This window comes from Myroides phaeus, from assembly GCF_900099675.1.
Classification (GTDB): domain Bacteria; phylum Bacteroidota; class Bacteroidia; order Flavobacteriales; family Flavobacteriaceae; genus Flavobacterium; species Flavobacterium phaeum.
The window spans coordinates 96,114-122,099 of sequence record NZ_FNDQ01000008.1; the positions used below are offsets into that span (position 1 = coordinate 96,114).

At 31.5% G+C, this 25,986-nt stretch carries 14 protein-coding genes; 12 read left to right on the top strand and 2 right to left on the bottom strand.

The annotated features are described in order from the left end of the window. Positions 1 to 13 precede the first annotated feature (13 nt). From BLT46_RS05840 to fabV, 11 genes are all read left to right on the top strand, one after another. Positions 14 to 1,141: a helix-turn-helix domain-containing protein gene (locus BLT46_RS05840; protein ID WP_090407630.1), complete on the top strand. Its 1,128-nt coding sequence runs from the start codon at positions 14 to 16 to the stop codon at positions 1,139 to 1,141. 1,115 nt (positions 1,142 to 2,256) lie between these two features. Further along, a complete protein-coding gene (locus tag BLT46_RS05845; RefSeq protein WP_090407634.1) occupies positions 2,257 to 2,652 on the top strand; it encodes a hypothetical protein in 396 nt (131 codons plus the stop codon). Continuing rightward, positions 2,642 to 4,423 (top strand): DUF11 domain-containing protein, encoded by a 1,782-nt coding sequence (locus BLT46_RS05850; protein ID WP_090407636.1) that lies wholly within the window; start codon positions 2,642 to 2,644, stop codon positions 4,421 to 4,423. The genes BLT46_RS05845 and BLT46_RS05850 overlap by 11 nt, the downstream gene beginning before the upstream one ends. Before the next feature lie 38 nt (positions 4,424 to 4,461). Beyond that, positions 4,462 to 8,925 carry an autotransporter outer membrane beta-barrel domain-containing protein gene (locus tag BLT46_RS05855; protein ID WP_090407638.1) on the top strand — a complete coding sequence of 1,488 codons (4,464 nt, stop codon included), beginning with the start codon at positions 4,462 to 4,464 and terminating at the stop codon, positions 8,923 to 8,925. 395 nt (positions 8,926 to 9,320) lie between these two features. Continuing rightward, the gene (locus BLT46_RS05860; RefSeq protein WP_090407641.1) at positions 9,321 to 10,646 is read left to right on the top strand and encodes a T9SS type B sorting domain-containing protein; all 1,326 of its coding nucleotides are present in this window, start codon (positions 9,321 to 9,323) and stop codon (positions 10,644 to 10,646) included. A 12-nt stretch (positions 10,647 to 10,658) separates the two neighbouring features. After that, positions 10,659 to 11,591 (top strand): PorP/SprF family type IX secretion system membrane protein, encoded by a 933-nt coding sequence (locus tag BLT46_RS05865; RefSeq protein WP_090407645.1) that lies wholly within the window; start codon positions 10,659 to 10,661, stop codon positions 11,589 to 11,591. 12 nt (positions 11,592 to 11,603) lie between these two features. Beyond that, on the top strand, positions 11,604 to 13,577 hold the full coding sequence (locus BLT46_RS05870) for an OmpA family protein (RefSeq protein WP_090407649.1): 1,974 nt from the start codon (positions 11,604 to 11,606) through the stop codon (positions 13,575 to 13,577). 428 nt (positions 13,578 to 14,005) lie between these two features. Then, positions 14,006 to 15,280 (top strand): T9SS type B sorting domain-containing protein, encoded by a 1,275-nt coding sequence (locus BLT46_RS05875; RefSeq protein WP_090407653.1) that lies wholly within the window; start codon positions 14,006 to 14,008, stop codon positions 15,278 to 15,280. A gap of 12 nt (positions 15,281 to 15,292) precedes the next feature. Continuing rightward, on the top strand, positions 15,293 to 16,225 hold the full coding sequence (locus BLT46_RS05880; protein ID WP_090407656.1) for a PorP/SprF family type IX secretion system membrane protein: 933 nt from the start codon (positions 15,293 to 15,295) through the stop codon (positions 16,223 to 16,225). An 11-nt stretch (positions 16,226 to 16,236) separates the two neighbouring features. Then, a complete protein-coding gene (locus tag BLT46_RS05885; protein WP_090407659.1) occupies positions 16,237 to 18,216 on the top strand; it encodes an OmpA family protein in 1,980 nt (659 codons plus the stop codon). Positions 18,217 to 18,486: 270 nt separating this feature from the next. Then, entirely contained in the window at positions 18,487 to 19,680 is a 1,194-nt protein-coding gene (gene fabV, locus BLT46_RS05890; protein ID WP_090407662.1) for an enoyl-ACP reductase FabV, read from the top strand. A gap of 98 nt (positions 19,681 to 19,778) precedes the next feature. Here fabV and BLT46_RS05895 read toward each other — a convergent pair whose 3' ends face one another. Continuing rightward, on the bottom strand, positions 19,779 to 21,710 hold the full coding sequence (locus BLT46_RS05895) for a hypothetical protein (protein WP_090407664.1): 1,932 nt from the start codon (positions 21,708 to 21,710) through the stop codon (positions 19,779 to 19,781). A 302-nt stretch (positions 21,711 to 22,012) separates the two neighbouring features. Here BLT46_RS05895 and BLT46_RS05900 point away from each other — a divergent pair, with 302 nt between their 5' ends. Then, entirely contained in the window at positions 22,013 to 23,413 is a 1,401-nt protein-coding gene (locus BLT46_RS05900; protein WP_090407667.1) for an FISUMP domain-containing protein, read from the top strand. 78 nt (positions 23,414 to 23,491) lie between these two features. Here the strand turns inward: BLT46_RS05900 and BLT46_RS05905 are convergent, their stop codons facing one another. Next, entirely contained in the window at positions 23,492 to 25,927 is a 2,436-nt protein-coding gene (locus BLT46_RS05905; protein WP_090407691.1) for an ATP-binding protein, read from the bottom strand. Between the last annotated feature and the right edge of the window lie 59 nt (positions 25,928 to 25,986).

The following is a 25,986-nucleotide window of genomic DNA, read 5'->3' on the forward strand; positions in this document are numbered from 1 at the left end:
TGAGCGGTTTAAAATGGAGGAGTCATATTTATATATTATTATTTTATCAGTGACAATTGTATTGTCGTCAATTTCTTATTTTATAAATAGTAGCTTAGTTTTAAGACCAATTTCAAGAAAATTGGCTAATGCTTTTTTGATATTATTTATAATACATTGTACTATAATTATTCTGACTCGTTTTTTTTATAGTGAGTATGTATTCATTTATTTAGGGTTGCCATTAAGCTTGTTTTACGGACCTTTTTTGTATATCAGTTTAAATGCATTAACTAAAGGAAAAGATAGTGAATCATTAATTGGTTTTTCAAATGCTATTTTGCATTTTATTCCAGGTATTGTATTCTTCTTAATTTATGTTCAATCTGTATTTATGATAGATAAATTAAGTGTTCCTTATTTAGTTTATTATTACTTAGTATTATATGTTGCACAGGCTATTCAATTTATGGGCTACGCTTTGTTTTGCTATATAAAAGTTGGAAAAGTAACATTAGAAAATCATTCAAGATTGCTGATTTTGAGAATTGTTTGGATTCTTATCTTTATGGCAATGATTTTCGTTGGTTTGGTTTCTTATAATGCAATTCCAAATAATGATCAGAATATTATTTATATAGGAATGTTCTGTTATGCACTGACTATTTTTCAATACTATGTTCAGCGATTGAAAAATTCGAAGATTGTTGAGAATGATGCAGCTGTAGTTGTTGAAATTAAAAGTGCAGAACTTACACCTGAAGTAGAGGTAGTTCAAAAATATGAAAAGTCTAAAGTGAATGGTGAACATTTAGAAGATTATAAAGCTTTAGTTGAAAAAGTGATTATTGGTGATAAGTTCTATTTAGATTCTGGATGTTCTTTAGAACGTTTAGAGAAAATGACTAAAATATCTAAACACCATCTATCTCAGTTTTTTGCTTTACAGTATAATTCTCATTTTAATGCGCATATTAATAAATTACGCGTAGAATTTGCTAAAAAAGTTTTAAAAGAAAAAAAATATGATATTACTGTTACTGAATTAGGAGAGGTAAGTGGATTTAATTCGCGTACTTCTTTTTTCAGAGCATTTAAAAAATTCGAAGGAATGTCTCCTTCTGAATATATAGATGAGCAATTACGATTGAACAACAAATAACAACAGATTACCGAGTTCTATAGCCAAGAACTCCAACAACAACGTAAAAAATCACAGCATTTAGCCAATGCCTGTGATTTTTTTTTGCTTTATACTGAGCTTGTTTTAGGTAAGTTGTTTTAAATCAATGTGTTTTAGTGGTTGAGGACTTCATACGCTGGGAAGTACTTACTACGTCGGATAGTTTCTAATCTGTTTTTTACTGGTGTTATGGTAGATCATATCGTGAGAAGACTAATGTTGTTAGACTTTTAAAGGTATTTAACTCGTAATTAACTCGGAAATAAGTCGGAATTAGTTCGCGAAAAAGACCTTTAGGTGAGGTAATTACGACTTAATTACGCTGTATTTGCGACTAAATCACTAATGAGGTGTGTTTTGTATATTGAAAATCAGGTGTTTAGTTGTTTTTTTGACTCTGTGTAATGACCAGTATTAATTAGGTTGTGGACTATTTCTTCATAGAAAGGTACACTTTTTTTGTATGTTATTCCATCTTGTTAAGTGAATTCTGTTTTTTTATGGGATAACAGTTATTTATATTAAGTGTATATCTGTTTTTTTGTAAGTTTTTATTTTATTCTCGCTAACGTATTAGTCCCTTCTTGACTTATTATAAACAAGTTAGCTATTTTTTCGTGCAATTTGTGTGCACATTTTCTTCTAATTCGCGTTTTTGACGTATTTCTAAGAGTTGATGAAACCTTTTATAAGCGATTTCTATCCTTTTTATAGTTGTTTTTATCATTTAGATCTATTTTTTCTTCCACTTAAAATTTATTTTTTCACTGTTTATTTGACTTAGTAGTTTAGGGTATAATTTTAGTTTTATTAGAAGATTTTTAAACTCCTTTTTTCTATAAAAAATAGTTAGAGATGTTGGCTGAGAAGCGCTGTATTTGTTTTTTAGAATATAAAGTAGAATAACTACTAAAAGGTTGAGTCTTAGTACTCTGTTACAATGCAATTGTATCGTTTCAAATAATTGGGAGGTATGACGTACTAAGAAAACGCAACTTGTATAACGTTAATTATCAGCAGTTTTGCATTGTTAATTCGGGTGTACCTATAAAGGTGTTAACCAGATTGAAAACAACAAAAAAATAGTTTAAAATATGAAAAGAAAATTATTTAAAAAAGTGCTGCTAACATTAACTGTGCTATTTGGGTTAAGTGGAGTAGCGAATGCACAAGTTGATCCTAAAGTAGAAGCTCAAGTAAAAGAGCAATCTGCAAAAGAGTTGAAACTAATTAAAGATTACTTGAAATTGGAGGATACAGGATTAGAGAAATTAGAAGAGATTTTGGTCTATAAGAATTTTTATTTATTAGAAAATGATTTAAAAGAAGGTCGCACGATTTGGACATTACGTTATGATTATTTGAATAAAGTTGGTGATTATTTTTTTCGAAAAGGTAGAAAAGATCTTTATGAGAAGTTTTTATTAAACGAATTATTGCTTGAACAATTAAATTTAAATGTTTTAAATAAGGTTGAGAATGATAAATAATATAAGAAAGAAGATTGTATATCTATTAAGCATATTTATAACTTTATTTAGTTATGGTTATATTAATGCTCAGGATCAGCTTAAGCCAGCTGTGATTACTAATAGTTTTCCAACTGTGAAAGCAATATTAGACTCTTTGAATGGTGGGGGATTAACTTTATCTAATCCTGTTTTAAAGGCAGGTGAAATAGGTTATACTAAAAATAATAAAAAAGGATCTCAGGTTGTTATTTTTAGTGGTGGGGAAAAAGCTAATTTAGGAATGGATAAAGGAGTTTTGTTTTCCACAGGTAATGCTATTTCTGATATAAATTCTCGAAATAATAACCTAAGAATCTCACAAACAGCAGGTGCGAAAGATTACGAAGATGATGATTTAATGGAGATTTATAAGTTAGCAATTAAAGATGCTGTTGTTTTAACATTTGAAGTGAAATTGGAAAAGCATACTTCTGCTTTGCGTGTAGCATTTCAATTTGGTTCAGAAGAATATCCTAACTATGTAGGATCACAGTATAATGATGCTTTTGGATTCTTTGTTTCGGGTCCAGGAATTGAAGGTACAGTAAATATGGCTCGTAATCCATATAACCAAAATACTATCAGTGTTAATACTATTAATGGTGGTTTTATTGGTTCATCAGGTCAACCGATGGATGGTATAGATTTACGAAATTCACAACACTATATAAACAATGGTCATATAACTAGTACTCATAGTGAACAGTATGGATATGATAATTATAATAACCCTGTGTATTATGATAAAGTATATAATAATGAGGTATATAATCCGAATAATAACTTAAAAAAGCCAGTGTATATTGAATATAACGGATTAACGAAGTTAATTACTTATGACTTAACAGGACTGCAAGGTGGTGAAACATATAATTTTAAAATTGCAATTGCGGATGCAGGAGATACTTCATACGACTCAGGAGTAATCATTCAAAAAATACAAGGAACAACTGGTGCAGATTTAAATATTAAAAAAACTGTTGATAATATGACACCTAATGTAGGTGATATTGTTGAGTTTACATTAACAGCTACTAATGTTGGTCCTTACAAAGGACATAATGTTAAAATAGAAGATATCTTACCAAGCGGATATGAATTTATTAGTGCTGTTTCATCAAAAAAAGATGCTGATTATGATCCAATAACCGGTTTGTGGGCGTTTGAAACAATAGAAGCGATTCATGAAGTAGCTACTTTAAAAATTAAAGCTAAGGTGTTACCAACTGGTGATTACACGAATAAAGTTAAGATAACATCAGACGAACCTGATCCAGATCCAACTAATAATGAGGATGAAGTAACTCCAGATGTACAAAAACCAGCTGCTATTGATTTAGTTAAAACAGGAAAAGTAGATGATACAATTGATGGTGATTATGGTAATGGAGTTATCAACTATACTTTTACAATTACCAATATTGGTGATGTTCCTTTAAAAGATATTCGCTTAGTGGATACGAAATTACCTGTCGGTACTGTATATAATTATACAGGTGATAAAAATGGTAATGGTTTATTAGATACGGATGAAATTTGGATAGGTACAGCAACTTATGATATAACAGATGCGGATACAGACGCTGAGAAAGTTGAAAATAGAGCTACTGTTTATGGAAAATCTCCAAAAGATGTTGAAGTTTCAGCGGAATCAAGTGATGAGCAAGGAAAGAAACAGCCAACAATTACGCCAGTAGAAGGTGGTGGACCTTTAATGACTAACCCACACATTTATCACAAAGTACAATAATTTTAATTAAGACGTTTAAGACACAAAAATATATCGTTATGAAAAAAAGATTACTTTCAGTTGCTTTCTTAATGGGAGCTATGGCAGCAAATGCACAGGTTGGTATTGGAGTTAAAGAACCAAACTTATCTGCTGAATTAACAGTAAGTGCATCTAATAGAGGTTTGTTAATTCCAAATGTGAAATTGACAGATACTAAAGATATAACAACAATTACAAATAAAAACGTAGAGAGTCTTTTAGTTTATAATATCGCTACAGTAAAGGATGTAACTCCAGGATATTACTATTGGCATATTAATAGATGGGCTCGTTTAACAGCTGATCAAGATATTCCTCAAATTGTAGTGAACAAATTTGAAGAGATCCTTAAAATGGATGGAGATAAGGTAACTACACTTATTAAAAATTTAATTAAGGGAAATGAAACTTTAACTGTATTAGCTTATAATCCAACAACAGGAACTTTAACATATACAGATGAGAAAAAACAGCCTACTACTGTAGATATTAAAGCAGCTGTTAAAAGTTTTGAAACAGTAACTTCTATTGCTACAGATGCAGTTGCTGGTACAATTACATTTAAAGACGAAGCAGGTAATTCAACTGTTTTGAACTTAAAAGAATTAGTAAAAGCACACGAAACAGTTACTGTTTTAACGCGTGTAGCTCCTGGTAAATATACATACAAAAACGAAGCAGGTACTGTTGAAAAAATCAACGTAATAGGTGATATTACTGAGGTGATTAAAAATAAGACTGACCAAGATTTATACAATGTATTAAAGAATATTGTTAAAGTAGAAGAAACTTTAACTAAGTTAGTTTATAATGCACCTCAGAAACAATTAACTTATACAGACGAAAAGGCTGTTGCTCATAATATTGATGTAGAGAAGTTAGTTCAAGATAATCAAATTATATCTGAGTTAAGTGCTGGGAAGAATATCTCAGTTACTCAAGTTCAAAATGGAAATACAATTACATATACATTAGATGTACCTACTGCTACTAAAGACGTTCCAGGTGTTGTAAAACCAGGAAGTGGATTAGATATAGATGCAGATGGTAATTTGACTGTAAACTTAGATTCTGCTTTAAACGGTAAAGATTTAGTAGGTAATAATATTATTGTTGTTACTGATGGTAAAGGAGCTGTTTTAAAAGAAACTAAATTATCTGTAAACGAAAAAGAAATTAAGTTAGAAAACTTAGGAGGAACATTAAACTTGACTCAACTTCAAAATGGAAAAGCAGGTGATGTTTTAGTTGTGAATGAGAATGGTGAAGTAGAATGGTCTGCAAAAGAAGCAATTACTACAAACAAATTAGAGTTAGTAGGTAGTGAATTAGTATCAACTGTTAATGGTGTTGAATCAAAACAAACATTAAAAGATAAGTTGACTACTGAAATGTTACAAAACAAATCAGTTACTGCTGAAAAGTTAGGAGCTACTCCAGCTGAACAAGGAAAAGTGCCTGTAGTTCAGAAAGATGGTTCTGTAGTTTATGGAAATGTATCTTCTGATAATGTAGATGGAAAAGCGTTAAAGTCTGCTAATGATTTGATGACAGTTTCTTTAGAGGCTGGTGTAGTGTTAAAAGACGTTACATTAACTGTAAATCAAGGAAACTTTGACTTAGCTCAAATTGGTGGAACTTTAAAGTTAACGCAACTTGAAAAAGGAAAAGATGGTGAGGTTTTAGTTACTGACAAAGATGGAACTGTTAAATGGGTAAAAGGTGATAACCAAGTTATCAAAGAGATGGTAAAAGCGAATGAGACTGTTACTACTTTAGTTGATAACGGTAATGGTACTTTTACTTACCACAATGAGGATGATTATGATGTTGACGGAAAGTTAATTCCTGGAAAAGATGGAATTACTTTTAATGCTAACACATTGAAAATAGAAGCGGCTGATGGTGTTTATACTTTTACTGATGGTAAAGGTGAATTAGCAAAAATAGATACAAAAGCAAAAGCTTCTTCATATGATAATTCAAATTCGGGATTAACATCAAATAACGTACAAGATGCTATCGACGAATTGATTAAAAAGGTTGGTATTGTTGCTAATACAAAAGGTAGCTTAACATCTACTGATATTACTGTAGGTAATGGTACTGATGCTTTATTAAAAGATGTTACTTTAGCTATTGCTGATGGTGCAGTTACAACTGATAAAATTAAAGACGGTGCTGTAACTACAGAAAAAATCAAAGACGGTGCTGTAACTACTGATAAAATTGAGGCAGGAAAAGATGGTGAGGTTTTAGTTACTGTTAAAGATGATAAAGGTAATGCGGTAACTAAATGGGTTCCTAAAAAAGATGCTACTACTAATGATTTAAAATTAGATGGAAATACATTAGTATCTACAGTTAACGGAGTTGAATCTAACGTTGATTTAACAGATAAGATTTCAAATGAAATGTTGAAAGACGGATCTGTTACTAAAGAAAAAATCAATGAAGATGTAGCTGGAGAAGGATTGAGTAAAAATGATAACACAGGAGCTTTAGATGTTGATTTTAACAAAGTTAAAGAAGAATTAGCTAAAGGGAATGTTACTTCTAACACAATCGCTGTAACTGGTGGAGATAAATCTACTTTTAAAAACGTAGAATTAGAAATCAAAGGAGGTGAAAATGCTGGAGATGTTTTAGTTACTTCAAAAGATCCTTTAAAAGATGATAAAGGAGAAGTAGTGAAAGATGAAAATGGTAAACCAGTTTACAAAACAGAATGGATTACTAAAAAAGAAGCTACTTCTAATGAGTTAAAATTAGAAGGAAATAAGTTAACTTCTACAGTTAACGGAAAAGAAGCTTCAGTTGAGTTAACTGATGCGAATATTACTTCTACTAAAGGAATTAAAGGAGAAGGAATTACAGTTGTAGGTGGTGAGAATGCAACATTGAAAGATGTTACTTTATCTATTACAGCAGGTGAAAATGCTGGAGATGTTTTAGTTACTAAAGTAGATGGTGAAGGAAATAAAACTACAGAGTGGAAAACTCCTGAAGTTGTTGCTACTACTAATGAGTTAAGTTCTAATGGAAACACAATGACTTCAACAGTTAATGGTGTTTCTAAGGAAGCTGATATCATTAACTCAGTAGAAAATACTTTAGATAACGAGAATAAGTTGGTTACTACTGTAAATGGTGTTGCAGGAACAGGTGTGGATTTAACTCCAGCTATTGTTGCAGGACAAGAAAAAACAGAAGTAGCTGCAGGTCATGCTGTAACTGTAACTTCTAAAACAGTAGATAAAATGACTACTTATACAGTGGCAGTTGATGAAGCAAAGATCAATGCAGTTAATACTAAATTAGATGGTGATGTTACAGGAACTGCAGGTGCTAATACAATCTCTCAATTGCAAGGTAATCCTATTGATGCAAAGAATCCAGCAGGCGGAAATGTATTAGTATTCGAAGGAGGAAAGTGGATTAACAAAACTCCAGTTATTGATGCAGGAAATGTGACTAATGGGAAAGCATTAACTTCAGGACAGAATACAATTACTATCGATGGAGAAGGATCTACTGCTTTGTTAAAAGATGTACAGATTGATGTTGCTAATGGAGCTATTACTTCTGATAAATTAGGTAAAGATGCTGTAACTTCTGATAAAATTAAAGATGGTGCAGTTACACCAGGTAAATTAGAAGCAGGAAAAGATGGTGAAGTACTTACAACTACTGAAACAAAAGATGGCGAAGGTAAAACTACAACAACTGTAGAGTGGAAAAAACCAGTTATTGATGCAAGTACTACTGTTACAGGAGGAAAAGCATTAACTTCAACAGAGAATACAATTACTATCGCTGGAGAAGGTTCTATTGCTTTGTTAAAAGATGTACAGATTGATGTTGCTAATGGAGCTATTACTTCTGATAAATTAGGTAAAGATGCTGTAACTTCTGATAAAATTAAAGATGGTGCAGTTACACCAGATAAATTAGAAGCAGGAAAAGAAGGACAAGTTCTTGAAACAGTTAAAGAAGGAGGGAATGAAGTTGTTAAATGGGTTGATAAATCAAAACCTACAGTAATAAAGGGTGGTAATAGTACTACAAGTAATGTAATTGTTACACCTGGTACTAATGGTAATGAAAATGAGTACACTGTAGATGTGAAAGCAGCTATGCCAAAAGTATTCTATATGCCACCAGTAATGTTTGATACTTCAAAAACAGGAAAAGGTAAAACAAGAAACTTGTACGCAGAGTATGAAGCAATGTTTACAGGAAATGGAGCAGTTGTAGAAACACCAATTGTTGGAAATAGACCAGCAATGGTTAAGTCTGATGATAATGCTACAATTCCAGTATTTGCAGCAAACGAATTAGATTTCTTTGTTCCTTATTATGATCCAGCAGTTTTTGCTAATGTGAAGATTGATGCAACAGGTAAATTAACTTACGATATTATCAAGAAAGCAAAATACGGTGCATTTATGACTGTAGTATTTGTTGTGAAAAATAAATAAGAAAAGGTAGTCGTGTTAGTCTTCGGGCTAACACGGTTTCTTTAAAAAGAAGAGTTTGAAATTATACTACGAGTTTAAGATTATAGTAAATAATAGCATAGTCTTGAAGTAATTTAAGTGAAAATGGTACAATAGTTGCTATATAGCTTACATAAGCGTTTGTAATTCATTAAGTTTTATCAATTGAAACTTTAATAAAGTAAGGATTTGAAACTGTATAGCATTATATGCGACAGATATTATTAAAGACTTTCACAAAACGATAAGTAAAAGAAGGTGAATTTATATAGTAGATTTTTAAACAAAGAATTACAAATAATTTATTCGTAGAAAAATAATCAAAAGATTGTAAGTGTGGGGTATTTCTTATTTATAATCTAAAAAAAACTGAAGTTATGCAATCAAAAAAGTTATTTAAATCATTTGCTCTAATCGGACTTATTGTTCCTTGTGCTGCATTTGCACAGAAAGCAGAAAAAGATAAAGTAATGATTAATAAGGGTAAGATGTACATTGCTAATGGTGGTGTTATGTCTACACTTTATGATTTTGAAAATACAACAGATGGTATCGTTAATAACGATGGTACTGTTTATTACTATAGCAATTTTCACAACGAGAATATTTACTCTCACAGCAAAGATGCTAAAGGATCTAAAGCTGTTTTTACTCCAGCAGATCCTGCAAAAGGAGCACAAAAAATATCTACTAAAGCGACATCAAAAGAGAAACCAGGTATTGCTGAGTTTTACAATGTAGAGTTAAATAATCCTACAGCAGTAATGGCGTTTGACCTTAAAGGAGAGATGGACGTTAATGGTACGGTTGATTTTAAAGATGGTATTATTAAAGTTGATCAAGAAAAAGGAGCACTTACGTTCTTAAAAGGAGCAAAGGCTAATAACCCGACAGATAAAAGTCACGCAGAAGGATTTGTTGGAAAAGTAGGAAACGAAGAGTTTCAATTTCCTAAAGGAGATGAAGGTTTATATAGATATGCTCGTATTAGTGCGCCAGGTGCAGTAGGTGATGCTTATGAAGGTAAGTTTACAACTAGCGATGCTGATGCTTTCTTTAGAGCTCGTCATAACAAAGCTGGAGTTATTAACTTAGTTGATATGAAAGAATATTGGACTGTTGAAAAAGGAAATGACAATAGTGAAAATGACGTAATGCTTACTTTGAGTTGGGATGAGCGTACTACACCAGCTGAATTATTGACTAATCCTGAAAAAGAATTACATATTATTCGTTGGGATGCAAAACAACAAATGTGGGTAGATGAAGGTGGAGCTGTTGATCTTGAGAGAAAAGAAATTACTACTGTTTCTACAGTTAGAGGTTATGGTTTCTTTACTTTAGGAACAGTGAAAACGGATTTATTATTAGATGGAGATGTAGTTATTTATAACTTAGTTACTCCTGATGGAGATGGAATGAATGATTACTTCATTATCGATAATATTAATAGATTCCCTAATAATACGGTAGAGATTTACAACCGTTGGGGGGTTAAGGTTTATGACGCTAAGAACTATGATAGTGCTGGCGATGGTTCAGTAAACGTTTTTAAAGGTTATTCAGAGGGCCGTGTTACAGTAAGTAAAAATGAGAAACTACCTACGGGTACTTATTTCTACATTGTAAACTATGAGTATAAAGATTCTCAAGGTTCAAGAATGATTAAGAAATCAGGTTACCTACACTTAGACACAAATTAATAGAAAGAATTTATGAGTATTCAACATAAAATAAAAAAGATTGGAATCAGCCTACTTGCGTTAGGCTGTTTCTCTCAAATGCAAGCGCAACAAGATCCTCAGTTTACACAGTATATGTATAATACAAATAATGTGAACCCTGCTTATGCTGGGTCAAGAGGTTCTCTTACTGTGTTTGGAATGTACAGAACGCAATGGGTAGGACTTGATGGTGCGCCTAAAACAGCAAATGTTTCTGTTAGTACGCCTTTAGGTGAAAGTGGTTTAGGTTTAGGGGTAAACTTTACCAATGATCAATTAGGAGCAATGGCAGAGAATAATATTTCGGTTGATTTATCATATGCAATTGACCTTAATAGAGATTATAAATTAGCTTTTGGATTAAAAGGAACAGCTAATTTATTAGATGTAGATTATACGAAACTAAATATTCATAATCCAAGTGATCCTGTTTCTCAGGAGAATATTAACAATAAATTTTCGCCAAATCTTGGAGCTGGTGTATATTTGTATTCAGATAAAGCATACTTAGGATTTTCAGTTCCTAACTTTTTGACAACTGATCGTTATGATGATAATGATGTTGAAACAATGCGTCAAAGAGCTAACTTTTATTTAATGGGAGGGTATGTATTTGAGTTAAATCCAAGTCTTAAATTAAAACCTGCTTTCTTAGCTAAAGCAGTTGAAGGAGCACCATTACAGGTGGATTTAACAGCTAATTTATTAATTGTAGATAAGTTTACAGTAGGAGCAGCATACCGTTGGGATGCATCTGTAAGTGCATTAGCCGGATTCCAAATAAATGAAAATTTGTTTGTAGGTTATGCTTATGACGCAGAAACCACTAAATTAGCAAGATATAATTCTGGGTCACATGAGATCTTCTTGCGTTTTGAGTTGTTTAAACGTGGCGGTAGAATTAATACACCAAGATTCTTCTAATAGATTTATAGTATGAGAAAAGAGATTATTAAAATAGGATTGTTTACAATGTTGCTTTTGGGAGCTGGAATTCAAGGTTTCGCTCAGAAAGTAGCTGAGAAAAAAGCTGAGAAAGCATCCGAAAAATTAGCTTATGTAGATGCTATTAAAATTTATGAGCGTATTGCTGATAAAGGTTATACAAATGCATCAATGTTACAAAAGTTGGCTGATGCTTACTATTTCAACGGAAAGTTGATTGAAGCTAATAAATGGTATAGCGCTTTGTTTAATAGTGAATATGACGATAAAGATTTAAGCGCAATCTCTTCGGAGTATTATTACCGTTTTGCACAAACTTTGAAAGCAGTAGAAGACAACGATTATTCAAAGCAAATGATGGAGAAGTTTGCAGAAATGGAAAGTTCAGATTCTCGTGCTAAATTATTTGAAGAACAAAAGGATCGTTACCTTAAAGATATTGAAGCGAATTCTAATCGTTACCAATTGACGAATATCGGAATTAATACGCCGTATTCTGATTATGGAGCTGCTTTATTAGGAAATCAGTTGATCTTTACTTCGGCAAGGGAAACTGAAGATAAATCAGGTAGAGGAATTCACGAATGGACAAACGAAAGCTTTACAAGTTTGTTTTCATCAACAATTAATGCTGATGGAACTTTTGAAGCACCAGAAAAGTTTGCTCCAGAATTAGATAGTAAAGTGAACGAGGCTACGGCTGTGTTTACTGCTGATGGAAAAACGATGTACTTTACACGTAATAATACCAGTGTAAAAGGGAAAAAGAGAAGAAATAAGGATAGAGATACTTTATTGAAAATCTATAAAGCAACTTTATCTGATGAGGGTAAATGGGAAAATGTAGAAGAGTTACCTTTTAACTCAGATAATTTTAATACAGCTCACCCTGCTTTAACTCCTGATGGAAACTGGTTGTATTTTTCTTCTGATAGAGAGGGAACTTTAGGTCAGTCTGATATTTTTAGAGTTTCTATTTATCCAGATGGTGGTTACGGTAACGTTGAAAATGTAGGTAACAAAGTGAATACAGCTGGTAGAGAAACATTTCCTTTTATCTCTAAAGATAATTACTTGTTTTTCTCTTCAGATGGTCACCCTGGTTTAGGAGGATTAGATGTATTTGTAGCTAAAATTAATGTAGATGGAAGTTTTGGTGCTGTTACTAATATGGGAGCGCCAATTAATAGTAGCACAGATGATTTTGCTTTCTATATTGATAACAAAACTAAAAAAGGATTTGTTAGTTCAAATAGAGTTGGTGGTGTAGGAGGTGATGATATTTATTTCTTTATGGAAAGAGTTTGTCGTCAAATCTTAGAAGGTATTGTGTTTGACAAGGATACTAAAGAAGTTTTAGCTAACGCAACAGTTACTGTGTTTGATAATACTTATAAGAAAATAGGAGAAATCTTAACTGATGAGCAAGGTTATTACAAAGTTGAAGAGGCTGAATGTGGTGTTAAATACCGTTTGAAAGCTGAAGCTCCAAAGTATAATACGGAAGAAGTAATTGTTCAATTAGACTTTAATCCAGGTGGTGTATTCAAGCAAGACATCGCTTTAGAGAAAACGGAGAAACCTATTGTAGTGGAAGACGACTTATTTAAGAAATTAAAATTACAGCCAATCTATTTTGATTTTGATAAGTCTAACATTCGTCCAGATGCTGCGATTGAGTTAATGAAAGTAGTAGAGGTATTAAAAGAATACCCAACTATGAAAATAGATGTTCGTTCTCATACAGATAGTAGAGGTAATGATAATTACAATTTATCTTTATCTGATAGAAGAGCTAAATCTACTATTCAATGGATGGTAAAACAAGGTATTGATGCAAGTAGAATATCAGGAAAAGGTTATGGTGAAACAAGATTGTTAAACCACTGTAGTAACGGAGTACCTTGTTCGGTTGAAGAGCACCAATTAAACCGTCGTAGTGAATTTATAGTATTGGAACTTTAATCTGTTTCTATAGAAACAATTATAGATATTTGTTCAGAGCAACAAAACAATTTTTTTTTCGACCCATCTACTGTGAGATGTAAAAATGCAGTACTTAGCCAAAAGTAAGGGCTGTCTAGAAATAGACAGCCCTTTTTTTATGGTTTATAGTGAGTCTTTTAATTCTTATTAATTAGTATGGTAGGGTTAAATAAGAATGTTTTTTTAAAAGGAGAGTATTACTAATAAAATATATTCTCTTTTTTATTTAGATAATTTTAAGAAAAGTGGGGTTATATTTAATAATGACACGTTTTTTTAGAGTATATTATTTTATTTAACTTGTTTTAATGTATTTAATACAATAGTTAACATAAATTAGTTATATTTTTATTGTTTTATTATTTTTGTTTTATTATCTGAGAAAAGAAGTTGATAAAAATATAACTATGAAAAAGAAAATTACAAATAAAGTAGGAGCTCTTCCCTTTATTTTTTTTGCTGTGGGTTTTTTTAGCTACGGGCAGGAGAATAATATTTTATATAATGAGGGAGATTTTTTTGTATCAGGACAAACGAATGTTTTGACAGTAGGGCCATTTGAGAATAGTACTAATGGGTTTTTTATAAATGACGGATCAGTCTATTTTCAAAGTGATTTTAAAAATAATGGTATTTATGACTTTTCAAAAGGGCAGAAATCAAGTTATGCTTACTTTGAGCAAGGAGATTTAGGTAAAAGAGGAATCAATATTGAAGGAGGAGATAATCCTACTTCTTTTTTAAACGTTACGTTTGATACAAAGCGAATAGATCTAGAAAATGCTATTGGTATTTCTGGTTCATCAGTATTTGAATCTGGACATGTTTACGTTTCATCTCAAGGTGAAGGAGCTATAACTTTTTTAGAAGGATCTAGAATCACTTCAGTAAGTGATGATAGTCATGTGGTAGGAAGGGTTGATAGGGAAGGAAGGGATGAACTTTCTTTACCTGTTGGTAATGGAACATACCACCGTCCAATTATTCTTGGTTCTGCTCAACAGGAGAAAGACTTGTATAATTCTGTTTATAAGTCTGAGAATCCATTGTCAATACATCCACATGATTTTAATAATCATATTATGGAAATCAATGATAGGGAGTATTGGGAAGTTGACAATAAGTCTAAAACTGGTTTTGTTGTTGTTGAATTAGGATGGCATGAAAAGACAACATCCCCTAACATTTTAGAACAATTGGATAAAGGATTGCATATTGTGAGATGGGATGAAACAAGTAAGTCTTGGTTAGACGAATCAGGAGAAGTGGATATGGTTAAAAAGACTATTCGTACTGTTTCAGAAGTTAAAGCTAAAGGGATTTTTACTTTAGGATTAGTTGATGCTACTTATTATGATGAAGTTAAAATTTATAATGCAGTATCACCAAATGGAGATGGAAATAACGATTATTTTATCATTAAAAATATTAATAAGTATCCTAATAATACTGTTCAAATAGTAAATAGATGGGGTGCAAAAGTATTTGAAACTAATAATTATGATTCTAATGGTGATGGTAGTACAAATGTATTTAAAGGAGAAGCAGAAGGAAGAGGGGTTATTGGGAAAGGAAAGCTTCCGTCGGGGACTTATTATTACATAGTAAAATATGAGAAAAAGAATGGTAATGGTTCAGAGTGGATTAAAAAATCAGGTTACCTACACTTAGAAAACAATTAAAAGATTTAAGAAATGAAAGGAATATTCAAAAAAAATATAGTAGCAGTTTTCTTGTTATCTTTTTTTGGAGTAACAGAAGTATTAGCGCAACAAGACCCTCATTATACACATTATATGTATAATACATCAAACATAAATCCTGGGTATACAGGATCTCGTGGAATGTTGAGTGTTTTTGGAATGTATAGAACGCAATGGGTTGGATTAGATGGAGCACCAAAGACTGCAAATTTATCTATAGATACTCCATTTGGAGATTCAAAATTGTCTGGAGGATTGAACTATACAAATGATCAAATTGGTGCTATGGATGAGAATAATATATCATTTAATATAGCTTATGCAATAGATTTGAATTCGGAGTATAAATTAGCATTTGGATTAAAAGGAACTGCAAATATTTTAAATGTAGATTTTACTAAATTAGATATTTATGACGAAGAAGATCCAGAGTTTCAAGAGAATATAAATAATAAGTTTAACCCAAACTTTGGTGCAGGACTGTATATGTATTCTGATAAAGGATATTTAGGTTTTTCAGTACCAACATTTTTGACTCGAGAACGTTCAAAAAATGAAGGTACAAAGTTAATGCGTGAGAAAATGCATTACTATTTAATGGGAGGTTATGTTTTTGAGCTGAATCCAAGTTTGAAATTTAAACCTGCATTTTTAGCTAAAGCTGTTGATGGAGCACCATTAGAAGTAGATTTAACCGCTAATTTTTTAATCGTTGATAGATTTACTTTAGGAGCAGCATATAGATGGGATTCATCAATAAGTGCATTAGTAGGTTTTCAGATCAATGATGGACTATTTATTGGGTACGCTTACGACGCAGATACTTCTAAGTTAGCTCGCTATAATTCTGGATCTCACGAAGTTTTTATGAGATTTGATTTGTTTAATAAGTACAACAAAGTGACGACTTCTCGCTTCTTCTAATATTTGTGATTATGGAAAAAAGAATATTTGGTAAAATATGGATTTGTTTTGTTGCTTTAATTTGTATTGGAGGCTATGCTCAAAATAAGCAAGTTAAAGTTGGCGATAGACAATTTGAGAATTTGGCTTTTGCAGATGCGATTAAAAGTTATGAGAATGCAATACGTCAAGGAAGTGTAAATCAAGAGGATTTTAAAAAATTAGCTGATGCCTACTATAATAATGGTTTATATGATGAGGCAAATAAGTGGTATAGTGAAATTTTAGATAAAGGACAGGCTACTTCTGATTTTGTAGATGCCGAGGTTTATTTTAGATATATTCAAACTTTAAAAAGTAAAGGTAATTATCGTGAAGCTGATCGAATTATGGATTTGATGGCTGATAAATTCAAAGAAGATATAAGAGTAAAAATGTATTTAGCTAATAAGTCATATTTAGAGTTTATACGTTCTAATCCAAGTGCTTTTAGTGCAACATTAATGGAAAATGTTAATACTGCATTTTCTGATTATGGAGCTACAATGTATAAAGGACATATTATTTTTGCTTCTTCTCAAAATAGAACAAATTATTATCAACGAATACATAGTTGGACGAATGATCCATTTACAAAGCTTTATTCTGCACCAGTTTATATTGATGGACATGTAGGTGAAGCTAAGCCATTTGCTAAAAAGATGGAAGGAAAGTTTAATGAATCTACTCCTGTTTTTTCTAGTGATGGACAGACTATGTATTTTTCAAGTAATACAAGAGAAAATAAAAAAAACAAAGACGATGTTGTATTTGTGAATTTATATAAAGCTAGATTAGTAAATGGTAAATGGAATAATGTAGAAAAGTTATCTATTAATGTGCCAAATGCCTCTTCTGCTCATCCGGCATTAAGTGTAGATGAAAAATGGTTGTATTTTGTTTCAGATAGAGGTGATAGTTATGGTCAGTCAGATATTTACCGAGTAGAAATTTTAAGTAATGGAAATTTTGCAACGCCTGAGAATTTAGGAGATCAGTTAAATACAGAGGGAAGAGAAGTCTTTCCTTTTATTAGTGCAGATAACATCTTGTATTTTGCTTCAGATGGACACCCTGGATTAGGAGGACTTGATATTTTTGGAGTGAAAATTTACGAAGATGGTTCTTTAGGAGATGTGGTTAATTTAGGAGATTCCGTTAATAGTTCATATGATGATTTTGCTTTTTATTTAGACCCTAATTGTAAATATGGTTATATGACATCTAATCGTCCAGGAGGAAAAGGAAAAGATGATTTGTATTTTGTTAGAGAAATTAATGGAATTGAGTTAGAGTTTTATCAAAGTATTAAAGGGAAAGTATACGACATAGTGTCTGGTGAAATCTTGAAAGAAGCAAAAGTGTCTCTATATGATCAAAATAAGGAGCTAGTGGAGACTGTTGTAACTAATGAAAATGGGGAATATGTCTTTAATGATAAACGTTGTTCTATATCTTATTCTGTTGGTGTTGATAAAGAGTTTTATAACACAGTAGAGTTAGGGTTACCGGCTTTAAATAGAAAAAATGAAGCTGTTTTAGATTTTGGATTACAGGGAGGAGAAGTTAATCCTAAAGAGAAAGTTCAAGGAATTCAAATTGGGGATGATTTATTTAAAGTATTAAATTTAAAACCAATCTATTTTGATTTTGGAAAGGCTGATATTAGAGTTGATGCCGAAAGTGAATTATACCGTGTATTAGAAGTATTGAATTTATATCCTAATATGAAGATTGATGTGAGATCTCATACAGATGTTGTAGGTAAAGACAGTTATAATCTAAAATTATCTCAACGTCGTGCAGATTCGACTGTTAATTGGTTAATATCTAAGGGTATTAGCAGAAGTAGGCTGACGAGTAAAGGTTTTGGTTCTACTAGGCTTACAAATGAATGTAGTAAAGGAGTTCCTTGTTCTGCTGATAAGCATCAAGAGAATCGCCGTAGTGAATTTATAGTTGAAGATTTATAATAGAAAAAGGATTCTGTTGTTCAGAATCCTTTTTTTATGTCAATGATGTTTTTTATATGATATAGTAAGTTGATATTTATATTTGAAGTTACATTGTAGTTTGTAAAAAATTAGATAGCCTGTTAAAAAAGAATAGGTGACTATTTTTGACTGCATCTTTAAATATAATTTTAAGCGCTATTAAAATTCTATTATTAAGTGTGTTTTATTCTTATAAAATGATTAATTTGCAACTTGGAATAAAGTCAATTAAGTAGAAAAAGATTTAAAATGATAATACAACCTAGAACTAGAGGATTTATTTGCTTAACTTCTCACCCTGAGGGATGTGCTGAAAATGTTAAAAAGCAAATTGAGTATGTAAAGTCTAAAGGACAAATTAACAATGGACCTAAAAAAGTACTGGTTATAGGTGCTTCTACTGGTTTTGGATTAGCTTCAAGAATATCAGCTGCTTTTGGATCTGATGCTGCTACTATTGGTGTTTTCTTTGAAAAACCTGGTACTGCTGGTAGACCTGGTACAGCTGGTTGGTATAATACAGCTGCTTTTGAGACAGAAGCGACTAAAGCTGGTTTATATGCAAAAAGTATCAATGGGGATGCTTTTTCTGATGAAATTAAAAAGCAAACTATTGAGTTGATTAAACAAGACTTAGGTCAGGTTGATTTAGTAGTATATAGTTTAGCTTCTCCTCGTCGTACGCATCCTAAAACGGGTGTTGCTTATGCATCGGTATTGAAACCAATTGGAGAACATTTTACTAATAAAACAGTAGATTTCCACACGGGTGTTGTTACTAATATTTCTATTGATCCTGTTAAAGAACAATCGGATATTGATAATACTATTGCTGTAATGGGTGGTGAAGACTGGAAGTTCTGGATAGAAGATTTAAAAGCAGCGGGAGTTTTAGCTGATGGTGTTAAAACAGTTGCTTATTCTTATATTGGACCTGAATTGACGTATCCAATTTACCGCAATGGTACAATTGGAATGGCTAAAAATGATTTGGAAGCTACTGTAGCAACTATCAATGATTTGCTTAAGGATAAGAATGGTGTTTCTTATGTTTCTGTAAATAAAGCATTAGTAACTCAGTCAAGTTCTGCAATTCCTGTTGTACCTCTTTATATTTCATTATTATATAAAGTAATGAAAGAGAAAGGTATTCACGAAGGATGTATCGAACAAATGCAACGTTTATTTGCTGAGCGTTTATATGCTACTGATGCACAATTAGATTCAGAAGGACGTATTCGCGTTGATGATTTAGAAATGAGAGAAGATGTTCAAGCTGAAGTTGCTAAGCTATGGGCTGAAGTAACTACCGAGAATATCGAATCTATTTCTGATTTAGCAGGATATAGAAAAGATTTCTTTAACTTATTTGGTTTTGAGTTTGAAGGTATTGACTACAATCAAGAAAGCGATGAGTTAACACAAGTAGAAAGTATAAAATAGTATATGTTTTTATAAAGAAAAAGGGATCGTAAAATACGATCCCTTTTTGTTATAAGCTGAATGGATAAATGTAGTTTACCTATTCATGTATTTTATAATTATTCTCGAATACAACGGATTGATGCCCCCATACCTCTTTGACCTGTTTGGTTAACTGATATCCATCCTTTTTCAATTAAGAAACTTGAAGCATTTGATTTTGAACCATAAGCAGGTTTTGTACTCGATGTCCAATAGTAAGCTTCTTTTCCATTTCTTCCAGGTCCTACTGGAGCACCAGTTACATAATTTAAATAACTTGGTTCAGTTGAAAAAGTTATTTTCTGTCCATTTTCAGCGTTAAATTCCCAGTCTTCATTAACAAATTTCCCGTTCTCTGATTCAAAGCTTTCAAAAGCTTCAATAGGAGGTACTCTGTAACCGATAGGACATGGGTCATAAATAGATTTTTTACCTAAGTTATTTTCTAAATTACCCCATAGTTGGTTATTTCTATTTTCTATACCAGCTCCATTTCCACTCCAATCAAAATCATTGCCTTGTGTTGCTCTAAAGTATCCTGTAGGAAATTTAATAGCTTCATCAATAGCAGAGTCTTTACCGTTTGCAGTAAAAGTACTTGCTTGCCATCCATATTTTGGATTGTATACAATTCCTTCGTGTTCAGAACCATCTAATTTAAATCCGTCTTTTAAAAATGGATCTTTTCTTCCCCATTGGTATTTTAATCCATTCCCCGTTTTATCAGGATCTACTGATAATGCTCCTAAATTTATAGCCATAAATTGGAACTTATCTCCAGCTTTGCTTTTTACTGTAATGTCTTTGTTTACGTCATAAGGAGTACTCCAAATATGCCAGCTCCAAAGAATTGTTCCTAATGGAAATTCGTCTGTTGGTTCTCCGTCAGTTACTGCAATTAATGCATTACCACCAATTTTATCTGATGTAATAAAAGTAACAATACCATTTTCATCAAGAGATACATTTGCAATTACTCCTTTTTCTGTTTTTGAAGATTCCCAAACAACAAATGCTTTTTTAGGAGTCAATTTTTTAGGAGCTATTTTAGATGTAGCTTTTCCGTTACCTTGAACTTTAGCATCAAATTTATAAGCTTTATTTGCTTCATTTACAATGTAACTATTAGCATAACCATTTTTATTTAAATCCTCTGCAGGAGAGAAAATAACAAGAGGAATATTGTAAATATGATTAGGTAAGTAAGCTTCTGGTGCTATGTCAAAATCTAAAGTTTTACCATCAACTTGTACTAATATTTTTAAAGGTTGTTTTTCTAATAATGGATTAATTGTAATACGTGCTTTAATAGATTTAGTATTTAAAGCATCATTTTTACTTTTTAAAGTAATTGATTTAAATGAATTCGAACCTATCTGTGGAATTACTTTATCAGCAGTCAAGTCAAAAGTAAAATCTCCTGCCAAGTTTTGGTTCTGTGACGTAATAGTAATTTCGGATATTTTTTGGTCTGGTGATTCTAATGTAAAGTCAAATTCTAATATTGAAAATAAGTTTTTTAACCCAAAATTAATAGGTGAGTTATTGGTGTTGTTTACGCTGATTTTTTGTGTTGCATAAAAGAAAGAGTAGTTTGCAGTATTATCGTTTGTAGAAGTTTCAGCTTGATATTGTTCGCTTGGTAGATTAATTGTTATTTTTTTGGGATCATTTCCATGCGATTCTAGATGTGGATAAAGTGCATTAAAAGTATGGGTTCCTTTTTCGAAGTTTGAAATAGATTCAAAGGTAGCCTGATTTGTTTCTGCTCCACTGATAAGTTTTGAAGTAAAGTGATTTAATTCATTTTTACCACTTTCAGTAGACATTGAATGATAAATTCCTAATTTAGAATTAGTATTCCATTTAAATTCTCTTGGTAGTTGTGCTTCAATTCTACCTTCAGAGTTAATAGGGGCAACAGGACTATTGTCGCTATTGCTACAAGCTGAAATTGTTGCTGCAATTGAAGCAGAAGCAATTAGCCCGTAAAAAAATCTTTTTTTCATAAAGCTTTAAATAAGTTTGTTAGTTTACCTCTCATTTGTTTTAATAATTGGATTTATTTATAAAAAAAACATGAGAGATTTTATAGTTGGCGAATATATTAATATTGTTATAAAATTTACAATATATAATGTTAATTTAAAAAAGCTGTTTTTGTGTTTTTTGCTTAATATGTTTTTTTGTGGCTATTTTTTTAAATTAAAATAGTTTTTTTTATTTTAAAATTAAATTAAAAATAATTACAGGTGTTTATTTTAAAGTATATATTTGTGCGACTATTAAAAACTATTAACTAAATTAAATTATGGGAAAAAAGAATTTGTTACTCTTAGGAGTTGTGTGTTTTGTTTCATTTTTCACGAGTTGTTCAAGTGATGATGGAAATGTTGAAAGTATTGAAGGTTTTAAAGTAGATCATGATTTACTGAATTATGAAGCTAATGGAGGGAAAAAAGAAGTGAAAGTAACTTCTAAATTAGAGTGGAAAGCTGAATTAGATGAAGCTACTGCTTCTTGGCTTTCTATTGAGAGATTAGTAGATAAAATTGTAGTTGAAGCAAAAGTTAATGAAACTACAGAGGAAAGGGTAGGAATAATTAATTTATTGTCTAATGAAACAGGGAAGTCCCTTGTGAAAATTAATGTAAAACAACTTGCTGCAGATAATAATGTTGGTAATAAAGCTTATCAATTGGCTATGCCTACAAAAGATATGTTTAAAGGGTCAAATATTTATAAAGTACTTGATGATTCTGGTAATGAAGTAGCAAGATTATACTTAGAGTATTTAAAATCTACAGAAATCGCAGAACAAAGAATTACTTTACATACTTTAAAAGATGGTAAGATTAACAATACTGAAGGAGTTGTATTACCTGATGGAGGAGCTATTAAATGGGATTTAAAACTTAATAAATTTACTTATTCAAAGGGTACAAATGCGGATGCTAAAACTGTTTTTATACAAAATGACGGAAGTGTTACTTTTTCTAAAGGTGAGGGATTAACGGTTGTTGATGCTAAGTTAGAAGCTTATGTTCTTGAAGATAAAAGAAATGAAGAGGTTAGTAAATATGCGTTAGTGAAAATTGGTGGCCAAATTTGGTTGGCTGAAAATTTAAAAACTAAATATTATTTAGATGGTTCTCCAATCAATAGTTATAAAAACAAACAAGATTGGTACGAGACTACAGAAGGAGCTTATGTTTTTTACGATAATGATATCGCTAATAAGGATGTAATGGGAGGATTATATAATTGGATGGCTGCAACAAGTCCGAAAGGATTAGCTCCAAAAGGATTTAGAGTTACTGGTCATAAAGATTGGGCAACAATAGCTTATTATTTAGATCCTGCAAATTTTGATATAGATGATATTTATGGTGGTTCAAGAGAGTCTGAAACGATTGCTCCGATTATGAAATCTACGTCAGGATGGTTATTTGATAGCGGTAATAATAAACCAGGAGATGGTAATAATTTATCAGGTTTAAATATTTATGCTTGTGGGTCTACATCTGAAAGTAAGTTTATGGATTTTTCTGGTAAAGGGAGACAAGCCTATTTTTGGACTACTGATGAGTATGAAGAGAAAACAGCTATGTTTAGAAGGTTTTATTATGATGAAGTATTCGTAAATCAATGGTTTGAGAATATGAACTATGGGTATTCAATTAGATGTGTTATAGACTTAGATAAATTCTAAGCATTAAGTAGTAAACAAAAATGCCATCACAATATAACGTTGTGATGGCATCTTTATTTATAAAATCTTTTAATTTCTTTAGAAATTTTCCTCTTTAATAAGGGCTAATATTGTATTGATTTCTTGTTCAATAGTTGTAATATATAGACTTACTTCTTCTTGCTTATCAAATGAAATGCTATGGTTTTCTAAATCTTCCAATAGAGGTATTACATTGTTAATTTCCAGTTGTCTGAACATAGGTAACATCTTGTGTGCTATATTTCCTAATGTGTCTAAGTCAAAGTCCTCTGCAGCGTAATGCATATCTAAGATATTCTCTTTTGTACTATCTAAAAAGATCACAAGTATTTTGCGTAAAGCTTCTTTTTCAGGGCCAATAAACTGAATTAATGTATCTGTGTTATAAACTTTGTTTTGATCGGTTTTACTTTCGTTTATAACTGTTGGTTTAATTGATTCTATGCTATTGTTTGGATATAGTATATTGCTGATTAGCATCAATAATTCCTCTAATTGTAGTGGTTTTGGATGTGCTGCAGTAAAACCACTTGTGATAAATTCTTCTTCTGTAATGTCTCTTTTACCAGATAATGCAATGATTGGAATATTAGTAAGTTTATCTTCTTGTTTGATGGCTTGTATTAATTCAAAACCATCTAATTTAGGCATTTGTATGTCGGTTAATAAGATGTCTACTTTTCTATCTGAGATAATCTGGACTACTTCTGTAGAGTCGTCAATTAATAGTACCTCTTTGAATAGGGGAGTCAATATTTCCTCCATTAATTGTAATTGTATTTTATCGTCATCTACAACAGCAATAGTATTGTTTTGTAGGATATCAAAGCGTTTTTGGGTGTTTTCGGTATGTGCTATTTCTTGTTCTTCGGCCATAATAACTGCAGGCAAGTTAATTGAGAAGGTCGAACCTTCTCCTAATTTGCTTTCTACTGCAATTGTTCCGTCTAATAATTCAATTAAACGTTTGGAGATATTCAATCCTAAACCAGTTCCTCCAAATTTTTTCTCAATACCATCGTGCGCTTGTTTAAACTCTTTGAAGATATTATCAACTTCACTATTATCTATCCCAATCCCAGTGTCGTTTACCAAGATTTGAATTGTGTCATTTTCAACAAAAGCTTTAACAGATACTCCGCCATTTTGCGTAAACTTAATTGCATTTGTAATTAGGTTGGTAAGAATCTGCTTGATGCGGTAAGGATCTGTGTAAAATTTTTGATCTAATGCTTCATCTACTTCCCACGTTAAACTAATCTTTTTGTTTTCTGCTGATGGTATCAATACCTGGCAAGTGCTAAAAATAAGCTCTTTAATATTGATGTTTTCTTTTTGAATACTTATTTTATTGTTTTCAAGACGTGAGAAATCCGTTAAATCATTTACCAGATTAGTAATATATTGAGAGGAGGATTTTATGTTAGCCACGTATTGCTTTTGTTTATTTTGCAAAGGTGTTTGGTCTAACAAATCGGCAAATCCTATTAAGCTACCCAAAGGAGTTTGTAAATCGTGAGTTACTGTAGCAAATAACATTGTTTTACTGCGCAATAACACTTCTTTCTCTTGGTTTAACTTTTCTAATGCAACCCTATATTCTTGTGTTTGGTTAAGATCTCTAATAATAATCCACCCTAAGATGATAATCACAATAAGAGCAGAACCACCTAAATATGCAATATTTGTAGAAGCAGTACTTATTCGCGATTTAGACTCGTTTATTTTTTGATATGAAAGGACTAAGATATTTTGTTCTACATTTTGTAAAATCTCTCTTAGCTGATTGGTGATATTCTTGTTTTCTTGTAAAAGTTTTTGTTCTTGTTGTAATAGTTTCTTCTGTTGTTCATTGATTTTAGCCTGAGTAGAGGTTATAATTTTCTCCATAGCATTAATCAATGAGTCAGATACACGAGGGTAGTTAATAGTCGTTTTAATGGTATCTGTATTATCTCCTTTAAAAAGACGTGCCCACGCGCTGCGTTTTTCTTTCTCCTTAGATTGGATTACTATAGGTTGAGCTTTGTTTTCGATCTCTTCCCTAATATTGTATATTTCTGAAAATGCCTCTGTATATTTTGTGTCTTCAGACAGTTCTTTACGGGCTTTGATGATATTTTTAAAGCTAACTTTTTTCTTAGCTAATAGTTCTTTTACAGAGTTTAGTTTTGATATAGTGATTGGATCTTGCACTTGTTTTTGCATCAAGTCAATTTGCTTTACAATGGTGTCAAGTTCCTTGTAATATAAGTTTATATCACTTTGATTACCTGTTAATATTGCACTTCGGCTATAGGCTTCGCTGCTATAAAGGTTATTAATAGTACTGCTAACTAAAAATATTTTATTGTTTTCTTCAACTACTTGCTCTTCTGGAATAGTAAACTTTTTTGCCTCTTTGTAGATGTATGCTCCAGAGAAGATTACAGCTATAAATAGGGTAAAGTATAAGAAAAGTATTTTGGTTTTTATAGATCTTGATGGCTTCATAGTATAATTCAAATATGGCGTAAAAATACAAAAGTCATTTGAATGAAAGTCATCTTTCA